We start from the raw sequence: 16,851 nt of genomic DNA on the forward strand, positions 1-16,851 counted from the left end.
TATTTCCGTATTCAAAATCCCGGTACTGCATCACATCCCTTTCGATGCAGTACCGGGATTCTTGCTTGTGTCCATAACTCTCTGTACATGATCCGCTGCCGCGTAATTCTACTTATTCCTTCTCTTAAATGCCGCGATCAGGCTCTGCAGTACAATAAAGAAACAGAGCAGCGCCGCAATGGTGATCCTGGTCCACCAGGAGGACAAGGTTCCCTGGAAGGTGATAAATGATTCAATGGTTCCTTTGATCAGCACGCCGAACAGGCTGCCGATCACATTTCCCACACCGCCGGTGAGCAGGGTGCCGCCGATGACGGATGAGGCAATGGCGTCCATCTCAAAGCCCTTGGCCTGCTCCACAAAGCCGGAACAGGTATTCATACAGAACAGAAGTCCTCCAAGTCCTGCCAAAAAACCATCCAGCACATAGGCCTGGAGTTTTATCTTCCTTACATTCAAACCTAAAAGCAGGGCAGACTGCTCATTTCCGCCGATGGCGTAGATGGAACGTCCGAATTTGGTATACTTTAAAAGGATAAAGATAAGCACCAGCATCACCAGGGCAATGATCACACTTGGGTAGATATAGGGATAGATCATGATCCCCTTCTTGTTCAGATAACCGCCAAAGGGAAGATACATCTTAAAGGTTGCCATGGACTTAAAGGTCTCATTATTAATGCTGATCATTTCCTGGCTGATGATGGAGGTCATGCCCCTTGCAAAGAACATGCCTGCCAGTGTGACGATAAAGGGCTGTATCTTCAGATACGCCACCAGGAAGCCCTGCACCAGGCCAAAGACGCAGCCGGTAAGCAGGACAATGATGATGGCGGGGACAGCGCCGATCCCCCCCTTTTCCATCATCCACGCCAGCATCATACACACCATGGCCACAACAGAGCCAACGGAAATGTCAATGCCGCCCGTGATCATGACAATGGTCATGCCCGTTGCCACCACGATCAATCCTGCATTGGAGATAAACAGGTTCAGGAAATTCTGCACCTTGGCAAACCCGCGGCCGCCAAACATGAGGATACCCACAATATACATGACAAAAAACAATACAATGGTCACTACCAGCAAAAAGGAGTTGCCGTCCAGTTTTTTCTTTGTGTTGCCGTTCTTCATTATGCCGCTCCTCCTTCCACTGTCTTAGACGCATGCTTTGCCGTCAAACGCTTCTTAAACTTCTTAAGCTCCTCGGACTGCACTGCCACAATGATGATGACCACGATCGCCTTGTACACCGGAATCTGGTCCGAAGGCACGCTCATGGCATAGAGGGTGGTGGTCAGGGCCTGGATGGTGTAGGCACCGATAACAGAGCCCAGCAGTGAGAATTTTCCGCCTCCCAGGGAGTTTCCTCCCAAGGCCACGGCGGCGATGGCGTCCAGCTCCATGTTAAGTCCGATGTTGTTGGCATCCGCGGAGTAGATACGTGATGATGCCACCAGTCCGGCTATGCCTGCGCAAAGGCCGCAGAACGCATAAGCCATCCAGATGATCTTTGTGGACTTAAGACCCACCAGGCGGGAAGCCCGTTCATTAATGCCCACGGCCTGCACGTACATTCCCATGGCCGTCTTTTTAAGGAGTACATAGGTGAGGACCACCACCAGGACCGCCACAAAAATGGGGGTGGGAATGGGGATTCCCGGGATATTGGAGCCCAGCAGCTTATATCCGTCCACACGGATATAGGTGATCTGTCCGTTGGTGACCAGCTGTGAGATTCCCCTTCCTGCCGTGAACAGGATCAGGGTGGCTACCATGGGCTGTATCTTCAGCTTCGCTACCAGAAAGCCGTTAAAGCAGCCGCACAGGACAGCCACGGCCAGACCGGCCAGCACGGCCAGTATGTATGGATTGGCGTATTCATTGACCGAGACCTCTCCTCCGGCCAGCACATGGGTACATACGGAAGCCGCCACCGCCATGACAGCGCCCACGGAAATATCCGTTCCCGCCGAGGCAGACACCACCAGAGTCATGCCCACGGCCAGCACCACCAGCTCGCTGGCACGGTTGATCACGTCAATGATGTACCCGTAAAGGACTCCGTTGGTAATGGATATCTTAAAAAATGTGGGGGTGGTTACAAGATTAATAAGCAGCACAATCAGCAGACAGGACAGGGGAAGAAAAAGCCTGTATCCTGTTACCTTCTTCACTTTCTCCATCATTCTTCCCCTCCTCCTGCAATTGCTTTCATTATGGAATCCTGGCTCAGCTCGCCCTCCGCCAGTTCCCCTACCTTTTCGCCGTCCCGCATGACCGCCATGCGGCTGCAGGTGCGCAGCATTTCCTCTATCTCCGATGAGATGAACACCACGCTCATTCCATCCTCAGCCAGCTTCAGCACCAGCTTTTGTATCTCTGTCTTTGTACCGATATCAATACCTCTGGTAGGCTCATCCAGGATCAGGAAATCCGGCTGGGTGAGAAGCCATCTGCCCAGGATCACCTTCTGCTGGTTGCCTCCTGACAGCTGTTTAATGGGGGTTTCCCTGTCAGCTGTCTTGATCTGGAGGATATCGATATACTGGTCCGTGAATTCTTCCTGTTCTTTTCTTGACATCAGCTTAAACATGCCTTTTTTTGCCTGGAGGGCAATGATGATGTTCTCACGCACGGACAGGTCCGCTATGATTCCCTCTTCCTTGCGGTTTTCCGGAAGATAGGCCATTCCGTGCATCATAGCGTCAATGGGGGTTCCTGCCTTTAACTTCCGTCCCTTGACCGAGAGCTCACCGCTGTCCGGCTTATCCGCCCCGTAAATCGCCCTCACCAGCTCGGAACGTCCTGAACCCAGAAGTCCTGTAAGCCCGATCACCTCGCCCTTGTGGATGTCCAGGTTAAAGGGCTTGATGGTTCCCTTGTGGCCCAATCCCTTTGCGCTGATGACCACTTCCTCCTTAACCGTGGAAATGCCTTCCTTCTTAATGGCTGCCAGGTCGTCAAAGTCCTTGCCCATCATCTTTGCCACAAGCTGTACCCTTGGCAGGTCCTCAATCTTATATTCCCCCACCAGGGTCCCGTTTCTCAGGACCGTAATCCTGTTGCATACCGCATATACCTGCTCCAGGAAATGGGTTACAAAGATGATACCGATCCCCTTATCCCGCAGCTGTCGCATCAGCACAAACAGCTTTTCCACCTCGCCGTCATCCAGGGATGATGTGGGCTCATCCAGGATCAGCACCTTGGCGGACATATCCACTGCACGTGCAATGGCTATCATCTGCTGGATGGCAATGGAATAGTTTTCCACTGCTGCCGACACATCAATATGGATATCCAGACTTTCCAAAAGTGTCTGGGCATTCTTTCTCATGGTCTTCCAGTTAATGAGAGGCCCGACCTTTGGTTCACGCCCAATGTACAGGTTTTCTGCAACTGACAGGTTGGGGCACAGGTTCACTTCCTGGTAAACCGTACTGATACCATTTTCCTGTGCTTCCTGGGGAGACCGGTTAATGATCATACCGGACGAACCATCCATTTGGATCGTGCCGGTCTCAAACTCCTCCACGCCGGTAAGAACCTTGATAAGCGTTGACTTTCCGGCGCCATTTTCCCCCATAAGGGCGTGGATCTCGCCTTTCCTCAAGGTAAAGTCCACGTTCTCCAGGGCCTTTACTCCGGGGAAATTCTTATTGATTCCCCGCATTTCCAAAACAATGTTCTGCTCCATGGGATTTCCGCCTTTCTACCGTTTTTTGCCCAGGTTTACAGGGCTCCCTTCCTGTCATCCGCACTCCGGGCTTAAAAAGGGAGAGAGCCGTGCAACGACTCTCCCCACCGCCTTTCCTCTGATGACTATTAATAAGCGCGCTCAGCCTTGATGGCTTCCAGATCCATGGATGTATCGAAGTAAGCCTCATCTACATACTGGATTTTCTCTACAGTCTCGCCTTTTTCCAGCTTCTTGATGATCTCATCCACACGTGGTCCGTGAAGTGGGTTACACTCAAATGCTGCGTTTAAGTCGCCTGCGATCATTGCGTCAAATGCTGCCTTAACTGCGTCAAAGGAGAAGATGATGATGTCACCATCAGGTCCGCAGGTCTTGCCTGCTGCTTTGATCGCATCGATGGCGCCAAATGCCATGTTGTCGTTCTCAGCCACTACTACATCAATATCGTCATAGGACTTTAAGAAGGACTCCATCACTTCCTGACCCTTAGCCTGTGTAAATTCACCGGTCTGCTTATCTAACATCTTCCAGTTGCTGTGCTCGGCAAGGATATTGGCAAAACCTTCTGTACGGCCAACCTGTGCAGATGCACCGATGGTTCCCTGAAGGGTTACAATGTTGATCTCCTCATCACCTCTGCCCTGATCCTCCAGGTACTTGGCCAGCCATGTGCCTGCGTCCTCGCCTTCCTTGATGAAGTTGCCTCCTACCCAGCACTCATATAAGCTCTCATCCACATCCATCATACGGTCGGACAGGATAACCGGGATTCCTGCTTCCTGTGCTTCCTGGAGCACTGCCTCCCATCCGGTCTCAACCACGGGTGCAACTACAATATAGTCTACATCCTGCTGAATGAAGCTTCTGATGGCCTTGATCTGATTCTCCTGTTTCTGCTGTGCATCATCAAAGATCAGTTTATATCCGTTTTCTTCCGTAAATGTGGACTTAAAGGACTCTGTGTTGGCAGTTCTCCAGTCAGACTCAGCGCCAACCTGTGCGTAACCAACCACGATCAGGTCATCAGATGACGCCGCATCAGCTGCAGGTGCTTCTGTGTCAGCTTCAGGAGCTGCCGTGGTGTCGGCTGCAGGGGCTGCCGTGGTTGCTGCGGGAGCTGCTGTGGTAACATCAGCTGGTTTGCTGGAACCTCCGCACCCTGAAAGCAGGGACGCTGCCATTGCTGCACCTAACATAACACTCAAAGTTTTCTTTCTCATAATACGTAAACCTCCTTGAATATGTATTTTATGATTTTTGATACCCCGTGTTGATGGTTATATGATACCAGCTGTGAATAACAAAAACAACGGAATTTCTCCGTTGTTTTGTACACGATTTTTTGAATTTTCACAGTTTATTCACACTTTCGGGTGTTTTTTTACGAAAAAAGGTGGAATTTTTCAAACTGCCTCATTTTCCATATCCAACGGGATGGTGACCACTGCCGTGGTGCCCTCCCCCTGGACGCTGTGAAACTCCAGGCTGCACCGGCTGCCATAATTCAGCCTCAGCCGTTCCGCCACATTAAAAAGCCCAAAACCGCCTTTGGAGGCAGAACCGCTTTTGGCATGGGACCTGTCCTCACCCCTGAGCTTGCGTTCCACTGCTTCCATCTCCTCCTTTGACATCCCTGCCCCGTCATCCCGGATCTCAAAAACCGCCATGTCATCCCTGGCATATCCGCGGACACAGATCCGTCCCCTTCCCCGTTTATTCTTGATGCCGTGGTAGAGGGCGTTCTCCACAAGGGGCTGAAGGGTGAGTTTGAGCATCCTGTACCCGTTGAGGGATTCATCCAGGGAGACTTCATAATCCATGATATCCTGGTAACGTACCTTCTGGATCTGAAGATAGCTCTCTATATGCCCCATCTCCTCCTTTATGGTGATAAAATCCCTCCCCCCGCTTAGGGTAGTCCTGAAAAACTCGGACAGGGAGGTTACCATGTCCACCACCTCCCGGTTCTGCCCGCCCTCGGCCAGCCACACAATGGTGTCCAGAGTATTATACAGGAAATGGGGGTTGATCTGCTCCTGGAGCAGCTGCAGTTCCATCACCCTGCGCTGGTTCTGCTCCTGCCGTATATCCTCGATCAAACGGCCGATTTCCCCCTTCATATGGTCAAAACTGCCGGTGAGGATCGCCAGCTCATCCCCTGACTCGATCTTGGGTCCTGAGGTAAAGTCTCCCCTGGCCACACGCTCCGTTTCATTGCACAATTTTTGGATGGGTTCGGTGACGCTCTTTGTGATCCTGCGGCTGAGGGTCAGGCCCAGGATCAGGATGATCCCCAGAAGGCTTAAGCTCACCACCATGGCCGTGCGCTCCTGGCTTTCCAGCTGGCGCTGGATCTCCTGCACATGGAGGGTCTCATAGTATATAAACTCCTGGCTCTGTTCCGCAATGTCCTCGGTCAGCATGTACACGCCCATTTCCAGAAGCTGCATATTCTTGTCATAGCCCCCATAGGGAAGGTTGTCCTCTATCTCATCCACCCGATCCTCCAGCTGGTCCAGGCAGTGGATAATCCAGCTGATCCTGCGCCGGTTCCCGTCATCTGAGGTGCGCTTTAGCAGCTGCCTGTACACTTTTCTGGTGGAGTTGATCATCTCGTGGGGATTCTTGATCTGCTCCCACCCGTACGGCCTGTCCTCCTCGGGCATATCATGGATATCCTGATAGGTCATGGTGCCGATGGCGATCCGGTACATGGTATAATCCATGTCCTCCCTGAAATACGCCATGGTATTGTTCACATCCGTTATATTCACAATGCTCTGGTTATAGGCATTACAGAACTTGACCACCGTGGCCATGAGATAGATGACCAGGACCGTCAGGGGGATGATGATGATAAAGGTCATGGTGTTCAGTCTTTTTTCCAGGGGAAGGCGGTCTAAGAACCGCTTTTCTTTCTCCCGGAGCCATCCTGGCGCCCTCATGAGCGCTCCCTGCTTCCGGCCCTGTACTCCTTGGGCGTGCATCCCACCGTCTTTTTAAACAGATATCCGAAGTAATGGGAATCCTTGTACCCCACCTCATAGCCGATCTCCGATGTCTTCATGTTTGAGCACATAAGCAGCTCCTTAGCGCGCTCCATACGCACGCTGGTGAGATACTCCACAAAGGTCACGCCCATCTCCTGGCTGAATATGGAGCTGAAATAACTGGGGCTGATATTCACCCTGGACGCCACAGTGTTCAGAGAGATCTCCTCCTTTGCATAATTCTCACGGATAAAAGCCATGGCCTCCTCCAGGACCTGACTGTATTTGCTGGCTGTCTGTCCGTCCCTCAGTGACATTGTCTCCTTAAAAAGGCTTACCAGGCGTTCCTTTAAGGTTTCCATGGAATGGCTCTCCTTCAGGGTTCCCTCCATGTCCGTAACCTCACGGGGCAGGTTCTTCATATCCATTCCCAGTTCCTCCAGGAAGGTCCGGGCACAGAGGTAGCAGTCCATAATGATATACTGGCGGAACATAAAGGAATGGTAGTTCTTCTCCCCTATGTTCTGGAAATACTCCTCCACAAAGCTGACGGCCTCCTCCACGGTTCCCTGCTTCAGGAAATGTTCCAGCGTCCTCCGGTTCACCTTGGACCCGTCCACGGAGTGAATGTCAATGGCTTCCCCTGCCGCTGAATATACCTGCTCCATCTCGCTGTAACTCACCACCTGGTTCATTTCCGAAAAAAAGCGGCTGGCAAAGGCACGGCCCGCCTGTCCGTAGGACTGCTGCAGATCTCCCAGCCGGTTCACGCAGCCCCCGATGCTTCCAAAAAACTGTATGTCCTTATAGGTGCGCACCAGATCCCCCAGACCGGCGGCGCAGTCCCGGGTCCTGCGCTCCACCTCCTGTTCCGATTCCCCGGTGAGGATAAAGGCCCAGCCCTCCTCCCCCCGGTCGAACACCAGGATATGCTGCCTCCCCTCCATGCGCTCCTCAATGGCCTCCTGGCAGGACAGCACCCGGTCCGACCAGACGCTGGAAGGGCCTGAGGGGATCAGCTTAAAAAGCATGAGCTGGTAAAATGAGGCGGACAGTTCCATTCCCAGCTGCTCCCCCCGCTCCAGGGCCTCCTTAAAGCCGATGCGGCTGGTCACCAGATCCTTAAACAGGCGCTGCCTGTCCAACACCGTGTTCTCCGCCATCTCCAGGCGGTACCGCTCCAGCATATTCTCCTCTTCCCGCTCCCGTTCAATCACCTCTGCAACCTTTTTCACTGCCTCCAAAAGCTTGGATGCAGTGATGGGCTTTAGGAGATAATCCGTGACTCCGATATGTATGGCCTGCTTTGCATAGTCAAACTCATTGTAGCCGCTGAGGATGATGATCTTGATCCTGGGAAATTCCTTTTTCACAAGCTCGGAAAGCTCCAGGCCGTCCATGAAAGGCATGCGGATATCTGTGATCAGTATGTCCGGCTGGACCTTCTTAATCAGCGGATAGGCCAGTTCCCCATCGCTGGCTTCCCCAGCAAATAACAGTCCTTCTTTTTCCCAGGGTATGTTATTCTTAATCCCGTTGCGCATTACAACTTCATCTTCCACAAGAAATATCTTAATCATAAAACTGCCCGCCCCTCGTTTGATTTGATTTATAGTATAGAGTATAAACCGGGCAAATTCAAGAAGTTTCCATCCCGTATGATTTCCCTACAAAAACAAAGCAGAAGCCGTTCCCTTCCAAAGAGTACCGTCTTCTGCTGCTGTTACTTCTGCTGTCTTGTGCTGTCTGCTGCCGCCTATCACTGCTGTTTATTGCGGCTGTGTCACTGCTTCTCCACATTCTTTCTGTTGATCCACTCCGTAGACACATCCATGGCTGCCCGGCAGGCCTTGGTCTGGTCCAGGGAATTAAGCATCACAAAGTCGTGTATAATGGCCTGGAAACGCACGGCAGTGACATCCACTCCCGCTTGCCTCAGCTTTATGGCATATGCCTCCCCTTCATCCCTGAGAACATCCGCCTCCCCGTTAAGGATCATTGTATCCGGCAGGCCCCTCAGCTGTTCCAGGTTTGCCCGCAGAGGTGAGGCTGTGATCTGATTCCTGTCTTTTTGCGACATGGTGTACTGATTCCAGAACCACTCCATACCTGCCCGGTACAGGTAGTAGCCCTGGGCGAATTCACAGTATGAACCCGTATTAAAGCAGGCATTGGTCACCGGATAATACAGAAGCTGCTTTTGGATCGCCGGACCTCTGCGAAACTTTGACATCAGGGTCAGGGCGGTGGCCATGTTGCCGCCCACGCTGTCTCCCGCCACGGTAAATGTATCAGGGTTTGCAGTATACCCCATGTTCCGGACCAGCTCGGGCACCATACACATCACACTGTAGCACTGCTCAATGGCAGTTGGATACCGGACCTCCGGTGAGCGGCTGTACTCCGGGAATATGAGCAGCGAACCGGTTCTGGCAGCCAGCTCCCTTACCAGCTTTTCATGGGTATGATAACTGCCGAACACCCAGCCCGCGCCGTGAATGTAAAGAATCACATTGGCGGGTGTGCAGACAGTTTCCGGCTCCACCAGATATACTGGGATCGCACCCCATCTTCCGGTATTGACCACCACCCTTTTTGCCCGGGCCGGATATTTATATACAGGGCTGTCCTGGGCCTCTTCCAGAACCATCCTCCCCTGGGCCACGGGCAGTTCAAAAATAAGGGGTGGTTTGGAACTGGCCTGACAGACAGCCTCGGCCTGAGGCTCTAACGGTACACAACGTTTCATATGGTAACTCCTTGATCCTGTTTTCTATTATCAGGATATTCCGGATTTCCTGTTATGCCCGCATTTTTGTATCTTTATCTGCTACTTTTCCTGATCCGGCCCGTCCTTACCTGTCTTGTAGCGGGTAATATCATGGCATGCCAGCAAACATGCGTCCTTCTTTCCCCAGCGGATCACGGACGCGTCCGCCAGGGACCATACCTTGAGAAGAGGATTGTATACTTCCATGGTACAGTTTATCTTATGGCGGATATCTTCCATGGGGCATCTGGCGCACGGTTCCTTTCGCCCGAAAAAGGCTTTATGGCAGCTCATGCCCAATTTGGCCTCCGGCGCGATCCGCTGCGTCTTTTCATTGATATACAGCAGTTCCCGGGTTCCGATGTCCACCACATAGATCCATGAGTTCTGGTGATCCAGGACAGCCCTCAGATCCCCCGCCAATTCCATGACATTGTCCTGGGCCCTCTGCTTTAAAAGAAACAGGGACAAAAGCTCGGAGATAAATGACAGCACCTCGATCTGGTTGATGGTCCACAGGCATTTGGACGTACAGTCGTCAAATCCCACCCAGCCCTTAAACACTCCGTTGTCTTTGATTGCACACTGGAGCATGGACTGGATCCCCTGGCTTTCCATCAGTTCCCTGATGTCCCGTGGAAACTTTCCTATATCATCACAGTAGAGGATGCCTCTCTCGTTAAAATAATCTCTGTAATCACTGTCAAACTCTGAGTATGCCATGTTCTGCATCTTATCCTTCTGCGGCTCAATGCCTTCTGCGCACCACTCAAAGGTATTGCTGTAAAACAGGTTGTCCTCGGAGTTTTCAAACACGTAGGCCCTGCTCACCTGAAGCCGCTCCCCCAGCAGTTCCAGTACACTCTCAACCGCCCGGTCCAGCTGCTCCGCCTTGCTGAGGATATTAAACGCCCTTGGAAGAAGATCGCTTAACACCAGTTCCGTCCCTTCCGACTCAATGGTAGTGTTTGCCGCGGTCTGTCTCCCCGCATTCTGCCCGTAGGCCCTGCTTTCCATGGACTGGTCATAAATCTGGTACTGGTTTTTGCCGCAGGCCTTGGCGTGGTAGAGGGCCACATCCGCCCGCTGGAACAGGGTCTGGAAATCATCCCCATCCCTTGGGCAGACAGCGATCCCAATACTGCTGGTAATGCTGCACTCTCTGGGCAGTTCCTCCAATACCCGGTCAAAGCATTCCAGGATACGCCCTGCCACCATCTTCACCTGCTCGTCCCCCAAAACCCCCTGGAGAAGAGCCATGAACTCATCCCCGCCAATCCGCGACACGATATCGCTGCTTCTGAACAGACGGGAAAGCTGGGACGCTATCTTTGTCAGCACCGCATCCCCAAACATATGGCCATACTGGTCATTGACCATCTTAAAATTGTCGATATCAATGATAAACAAGGCTGCTCCCCCAGGTTTTTCCCGGTTAGCCAGCAGATATTCGATCCTCTGTCGGGCGGAAGCTTTGTTGTACAGCCTGGTAAGGGTATCCCTCTCCGCGCGTGCCTTCAGCTCCTGGGCTGCCATCTTTTCTTCATTGATATCAATTACGATCCCGATTGCCTTGCAGGGCTTTCCCTGGTCGTCAAACTGTGTGGTTGCCCTCAGTTTGCACCACTGGTAACGCCCCCTGGAATCAGAAACCTTAAATTCCAGTTCCCCATACCGTCTGCCTGAGCGGATCTGCTGGATAAATGCCCCAAAGGGAGCCATGTCCTCCGGGTGGAGGTGGGATATCTTAGGAATCCGCTCCGAAGCCCTGGCGGAGATGGGATCATAGCCAAACTTCCCTTTCCAGTTAGGGGAATAGTTGACCGTGTCCGTCTCAATATCCCACTCAAAAAAGATATCATTGGTCTGTTCCATGATGATCTTATACCGCTCCAGTCCAAGGCGCAGTTCCTCCTGTGCGCGCTTCGTCTGGTTGATATCAATGATCACACTGTAAAGGCACTCCTGTCCATCCTGGTCCGTGATCAGGCATCCCTTGCCTAATACCCAGTTGCTCACCCCGTCCGCATCCTGTACACGGTACTCCAGTTCAAATTCATTTCCATGGTTCAGCTGGTCCGACAGTTCCTTTTTGACCCGTGTTCGGTCATCCGGATGGATCATGTCCAGATAGTGGCCGTGGAACCGGCCGTTGATCTCATCCCTTCCATATCCCATGAATCCATCGTCAATTTCCAGGATGGTAAACCACTGGTCGTTGCGGTAACGGGATATGCCTTTCAGGATGCTGTGGAGAATTTGAACATCATCCTGAAGTTCCTCCCCTGTTTCCTGCTGTCCGCCCGTTCTTCCGGCTGAAATATGTTCCGCCTCTGCTTCCAGTGCTTTCCACAAAAGCAGGGCCTTTCTCTGGCGCGGGTGTTCGATATCGATCCTTAGGATGGTCAGGTCAAACCAGCACCATCCCTGCCCGTCCCGTACGCGGTGCTTCCATGATTTTTTCAGCATTCCCTGCTGGAAAAAACCGGGCATTCCCATAGCCCATGCCTCCCGCATATATTCCTGGTCCTGCGGATCCACCATCTCGGCAATGTAACGTCCCACCGCGTCCTCCAGACGCTCCCCCTGGAACGAACGCTTAATGCGCAGATTAGGGGCATACACCATATGGTAGCTTCCCGTGGAGAAATCCACCTCCACCACCATGGTGTTTTCATACCGCAGCATGGCCAGATACTTCATCTGCTCCAGCTGCAGGGCGCTGACGCTTCCCTCCGCCACAGGCATCAGGGAGGCTTCCTGGGACAGGGAGTGCTCCCTGGGTACATTCCCGTCCGCATACTGCCGGCACAGGCCGGCCAGCGCAGGCTGAACGGTCTTAAAACATTCCAGCATCTTTGGAGAAAAAGCGCCGCATTCCCCGTTAAGGATCATATTGGCTGCCTGCTGATAGGGGATGGCATTCTTATATACACGGTCGGATGTAAGGGCATCATATGCATCCACCACGGACACCGCCTGGGCGCAGATGGGGATTGCATCCTTGCAAAGTCCTTCCGGATATCCCTTTCCATCCCATCTCTCATGATGGTAATGACAGATGTTATATGCATATTGCAGATATTCCTTGTCACTCATCCTGCCCAAGCTGTCCAGAATCTGGCAGCCCTTTATGGTGTGGGTCTTCATGATCTCAAATTCTTCCGGGGTAAGGCGACCCGGTTTATTCAGGATCCTGTCCTCTATGGCGATCTTTCCGATATCGTGGAGGGCGGAAGCCGATGCAATAACCTCTATCTTCTGCTGGTCCAGACCGTATTCCGGACAGTTCTTTGACACCTCCTCCAGAAGTACCCTGGTGAGAAGGCGTATCCGCTTGATGTGCTGTCCCGACTCCAGGCTTCTGTACTCAATGACGGAAGACAAGGCATCCACCAGTATGTCGTTGGATTCCTTCAGCTTGCGGGCTTGGTGGTCCACCATATCCTCCAGGTTATGCTTGTGAAGGTAAAGTTCAATTATATTATGTACACGGCGCTTTACCACATGGGGTTCAAAAGGCTTTACAATGATGTCCGATGCCCCCAGGTCAAATGAGCGAAGTTCGCCCTCCAGGGAATTGTCCGCGGTGATCACCACCACCGGCACCTCATCCAGGAAACCGCCTGCCCCCATCTCCTTCATTACCTGATATCCGTCCATCACAGGCATCACCACATCCAGAAGCATGATGGCAATATTGCTGTGGTACTGCTTTAACAGCAGAAGGGCCTGTTCCCCGTTCTCCGCTTCCAACAGATGGTATTCATCCTGAAACAGGCCGCTCAGTATGACCCGGTTTATCTCCATATCATCTACAATCAGTATCGTATCCCGCTGGCGCATCTTACTTTTCCTCTCTGCGATCCGCCTGGATCCGTGGATTCAGGCGATTGATACATTCAAATAAGGCTTTTGTACAAAACTCAGGCCTTGGAAAGGATCTCACAGATCTCATCATATGCTTTCTTCAGTTCACCATACTTCCCGGACGCTTCCGCAAACTTATCCCCTCTGATACAGTCCACCATCTCTGAGGATATGCCGTAGAGCCTGGTAAGCCCCAGGTTGGCTGTCAGTCCCTTAAAGGTATGGGTGGAAGTCAGGGCAGCCTGTGTATCCTCTGCCTCAAAGGCGTTTGTCACATCCTGAAACGTGGGATCGGACAAAAACTTTGTAAGAAAGCGCTCATAAAGCCCGGAATTACCGCTGAACCGTCTTAAGGCCCCTTCTGTATCCACCCCTGCATTCTGAAGTACAAGTATTGTATTCAAATCCATATATCCTCCTTTTCCGGCCAGTAAGCCGGACCCTTTACATGGCATTATTTTATCATATCTCATCCTAAAATTACACCTGTATTTTTATGGATCCGCCTGGTATCCGGCACGATCCCGATCCTTTGCCGTATTATGATATAATACAAAAAAGCCTAGTATACACTAGGCTTTTTAGTGCGGGAGATGGGACTTGAACCCACACGAGCATACACCCACAAGATCCTTAGTCTTGCCTGTCTGCCAATTCCAGCACTCCCGCAACACGAATGGTAGTATAGCATAGAATTTTACAATTGGCAACTGGTTTTTGAAAAATATTCTAATTTTTTTTTCTTTTGGCAATGTCAGGAAATTTTTTCAAAAATATAGTTGACAAATAGGCCAACCTATCTTATAATAACCTTCGTTGCTTGAGACAACAACTCGACAGCAGCAGAATGCAGAAGTGGCGGAATTGGCAGACGCGCACGGTTCAGGTCCGTGTGGTAGTAATACCTTGAGGGTTCGACTCCCTTCTTCTGCAGTAGCGGAATCCCAGATCATAACGGTCTGGGATTTTTTGTATCACGGGAAATTTAAAAACACTCCGCGGGATCACACCGCGGCGGAAGGAAAGATGTCGCTGAAGCGCCCCGCCGAAGGCGGAGAATCCTGCGAGCAGGATTCTTTGTTTCTTTTTATCATTGACCCTTTAGTCATCTCACTGCCGTCACCGGAACATATTCAGGTAATACCAGGGAGGGAACATTTTTCCCACCTGGTCAAACACATCCAGATACCTACCTGCATCTATAAACACAGGACAGAACAACAGGCTTCCTATGACAAAAAAGGGGATGATGCAGCAGAGTACCTGGGGCCTGCGGCAGGCCAGCTTTAAAAGCCAGGATACGGCCGTTACCGCCCCGCAGTAAACTGCCATGACAATTATCTCCTTTGCAGGCGCTCCCAGGCTCCTGCCGGCCCACAGAGCCATCAGGCCGGATATGGACGCCAGGAACACAGGGGCTGCCATGGACGCCAGGCGGCAGGGCGTCCTCAAGCCATAGGACAACGGAAGGTATAATCCCCTTTCTTCGTCCCCGCACAGCACCACAGCACCGTACAGGCCTGTTATAAACACATACACGGCCACCAGCCCCCTGACGGGAAATACGGTCCCGGACAGGGCATCGGAAGACGTTTGCTCACGGCCTTCCTGATCCAGAAAGCTGTACTCAAACCGGAAAGTACTTCCGTTAGCAAGCCATTTGTCATAGAGTTCCCCCGACTGTGCGGCGGCTTGTTCCCGCTGCGCGCTTCCCGGTGCTCCCAGCTGTTCAAACAGGGACTCCTCACCCACATAATCCATTAAAAGCTGCCTGTCATAGATTTCCATCAGCGCGGCAAATACCGTTTCCGTGGACAGGGACGCCGACACGGTGGAAGGAGCTGAATACACACCTATGCTGCGCCTGTAGTTTCCGGCATCCAGTTTTTCCTTAAAATCCTCATATACCACAAACCCGCACTCCGCCCTGCGGGAAGCCACCTCGTCCTTAACAGCTTCTTCATCCCGGCATTCATAAAACCGGAACATGCCGGCGTCCCGGCCCAGTCTGCGGTTTATTAGACCTTCCGCCAGTTCAGCGCCCAGTTCATTCTCCTGGCCGTTCTGGACAGCGATGGCAATCTTAATCTCCTGCCCCTTATCTCCCTGCCCCTTATCAACTGCCAGGATCACAAGCGGAAGCAGAAGAAGGATCAGCAGAAAGGAGAGCTTTTTAATATATCGCTTGCAGGAGAGCAGGAACCATACCATTACTTTTTTCATCTTCTTCCCACCTCCACCCAAAGGCTGAGCAGAAAGCATACGGCTGCCACTGCTGCCAGTTTACAGAACACCGCGATACTGAAAGCCGAAGTCACTGCCATCTTCACACCTTCCATAAAAATATAGGTGGGCAGGAAGGCTGCCGCTGTCCGTAAGGAGGCTGGCAGGAATACAAGGGGAAGGAACCCGCCTGCAAGAAAATGCATGGCCGTAACCGCCAGAAACAGGAGCATCACGCCCCCCATCAGGCTGCCCGCGGCCTGGTACAGGAATACGACCATGGAGGAAGCCGCCACGCATACGGCTGCAACAGACAGGATCCCCGGCAGGCTCCATGTGATCCAGCCAAGGCCCCATGCTGCTGCCAGGGCCAGCAGGGCGGTTACCCCCATCAGCAGGCCCAGGCCCAGGATTCTTGCGCCTATGACCGTGGCATTGCCCACACCTATAAGGGACAGTTTCTGCCTCATGGTCCGGCTGGCAGGTGACAGGTAGGCCGACACCGGAATGGCGCACAGGAGAAGGAACAGCACAAACGCGCTGATCCCGTAAAAGTGGTACGTATCCACATCCCCGGTAGCCGTGACCCTTACATTCCTGAAATAATCCATCCGGGGAAGGCTGTACCCCATAAAGATCCGGTTCAGATCCGCCTCCAGGCGGGGAATGGAATCAGTCATCCCCTCCAGAACACAAAGCTCATCGCCGGCATAGATTCCTGCCTGGCTGGCTCCCAGCGTCCTGGAGCCGGCATCTGTGAGTTCCTTGAAGATCCGGCTCTCCAAACCTGCCCCTTCCGGCAGTATGATGCGCACCGGTGTATTGGTCCCATTCATAATATCCTGGACAAATCCCTCCGGCACCTCCATTACCCCGAACAGCTTCCCTGCCCTCAGCCTGGCCACCCCTTCCTCACGGTCCATATATTCAAAATCACAGATACTCTTTACGCTTTCCAGAGAACTAACCATGGCAACCGCCTTCTTTGCCACCGCATCTCCCTCAGGAAGCACCACCCCTACGGTGATCCTCCCTGATACCTGCTTCCCATACAACATCTTACTTGCCAAAAAGGCAACCGTACCCGCCAATAGTAACAGCACGATTGCCCCTGCAATGATGTGGGGAAGCTTTTTACATGCTCGTTTTAACTCCAGTTTAAGATAAACCAGACGTGCAGACATATTTCCCCATTCCTTTTGTCACGCCCGGATCCCTGACCCTTTGGTCAAAAACCCGGGCACGTTTTTCAATTACTTGTATTTCACGGCTTTTCAGTCCGTATTAACTACAGC

Annotated in this window: 11 protein-coding genes and 2 tRNA genes; 1 reads left to right on the forward strand and 12 read right to left on the reverse strand. The window is 52.2% G+C overall.

Features of this window, described 5'->3' with window-relative positions; translation table 11 throughout:
* Positions 1-108 precede the first annotated feature (108 nt).
* From ABID13_RS13235 to ABID13_RS13280, 10 genes are all read right to left on the reverse strand, one after another.
* Positions 109-1,134, reverse strand: a complete 1,026-nt coding sequence (locus ABID13_RS13235; RefSeq protein WP_048930777.1) for an ABC transporter permease subunit — start codon at positions 1,132-1,134, stop codon at positions 109-111.
* On the reverse strand, positions 1,134-2,189 hold the full coding sequence (locus ABID13_RS13240) for an ABC transporter permease (protein ID WP_195415716.1): 1,056 nt from the start codon (positions 2,187-2,189) through the stop codon (positions 1,134-1,136). Before ABID13_RS13240 ends, ABID13_RS13235 begins: the two co-directional genes overlap by 1 nt.
* Positions 2,186-3,700: a sugar ABC transporter ATP-binding protein gene (locus ABID13_RS13245; protein ID WP_007867916.1), complete on the reverse strand. Its 1,515-nt coding sequence runs from the start codon at positions 3,698-3,700 to the stop codon at positions 2,186-2,188. Before ABID13_RS13245 ends, ABID13_RS13240 begins: the two co-directional genes overlap by 4 nt.
* Before the next feature lie 128 nt (positions 3,701-3,828).
* Positions 3,829-4,923: an ABC transporter substrate-binding protein gene (locus ABID13_RS13250; protein WP_007867919.1), complete on the reverse strand. Its 1,095-nt coding sequence runs from the start codon at positions 4,921-4,923 to the stop codon at positions 3,829-3,831.
* 183 nt (positions 4,924-5,106) lie between these two features.
* Positions 5,107-6,648, reverse strand: a complete 1,542-nt coding sequence (locus ABID13_RS13255) for a sensor histidine kinase (protein WP_007867924.1) — start codon at positions 6,646-6,648, stop codon at positions 5,107-5,109.
* On the reverse strand, positions 6,645-8,273 hold the full coding sequence (locus tag ABID13_RS13260; protein ID WP_045093144.1) for a response regulator: 1,629 nt from the start codon (positions 8,271-8,273) through the stop codon (positions 6,645-6,647). Before ABID13_RS13260 ends, ABID13_RS13255 begins: the two co-directional genes overlap by 4 nt.
* Before the next feature lie 203 nt (positions 8,274-8,476).
* A complete protein-coding gene (locus ABID13_RS13265; protein WP_045093145.1) occupies positions 8,477-9,442 on the reverse strand; it encodes an alpha/beta hydrolase in 966 nt (321 codons plus the stop codon).
* Between the two features lie 81 nt (positions 9,443-9,523).
* Complete coding sequence (locus ABID13_RS13270) at positions 9,524-13,309, reverse strand: sensor domain-containing diguanylate cyclase/phosphohydrolase (protein ID WP_048930778.1); 3,786 nt, start codon at positions 13,307-13,309, stop codon at positions 9,524-9,526.
* An 80-nt stretch (positions 13,310-13,389) separates the two neighbouring features.
* On the reverse strand, positions 13,390-13,743 hold the full coding sequence (locus tag ABID13_RS13275; RefSeq protein WP_007867935.1) for an Hpt domain-containing protein: 354 nt from the start codon (positions 13,741-13,743) through the stop codon (positions 13,390-13,392).
* Between the two features lie 175 nt (positions 13,744-13,918).
* Positions 13,919-14,002 (reverse strand) — tRNA-Leu (locus ABID13_RS13280).
* Between the two features lie 180 nt (positions 14,003-14,182).
* Between ABID13_RS13280 and ABID13_RS13285 the strand changes: the two genes are divergently transcribed.
* A tRNA-Leu gene (locus ABID13_RS13285) sits at positions 14,183-14,266 on the forward strand.
* Positions 14,267-14,452: 186 nt separating this feature from the next.
* Here the strand turns inward: ABID13_RS13285 and ABID13_RS13290 are convergent.
* Positions 14,453-15,556, reverse strand: coding sequence for a hypothetical protein (locus tag ABID13_RS13290; RefSeq protein WP_045093147.1), 1,104 nt, complete (start codon positions 15,554-15,556; stop codon positions 14,453-14,455).
* Entirely contained in the window at positions 15,553-16,740 is a 1,188-nt protein-coding gene (locus ABID13_RS13295) for an ABC transporter permease (RefSeq protein WP_007867941.1), read from the reverse strand. Before ABID13_RS13295 ends, ABID13_RS13290 begins: the two co-directional genes overlap by 4 nt.
* Positions 16,741-16,851 lie beyond the last annotated feature (111 nt).

Source organism: Enterocloster citroniae (genome assembly GCF_040545455.1).
Classification (GTDB): Bacteria; Bacillota; Clostridia; order Lachnospirales; family Lachnospiraceae; genus Enterocloster; species Enterocloster citroniae.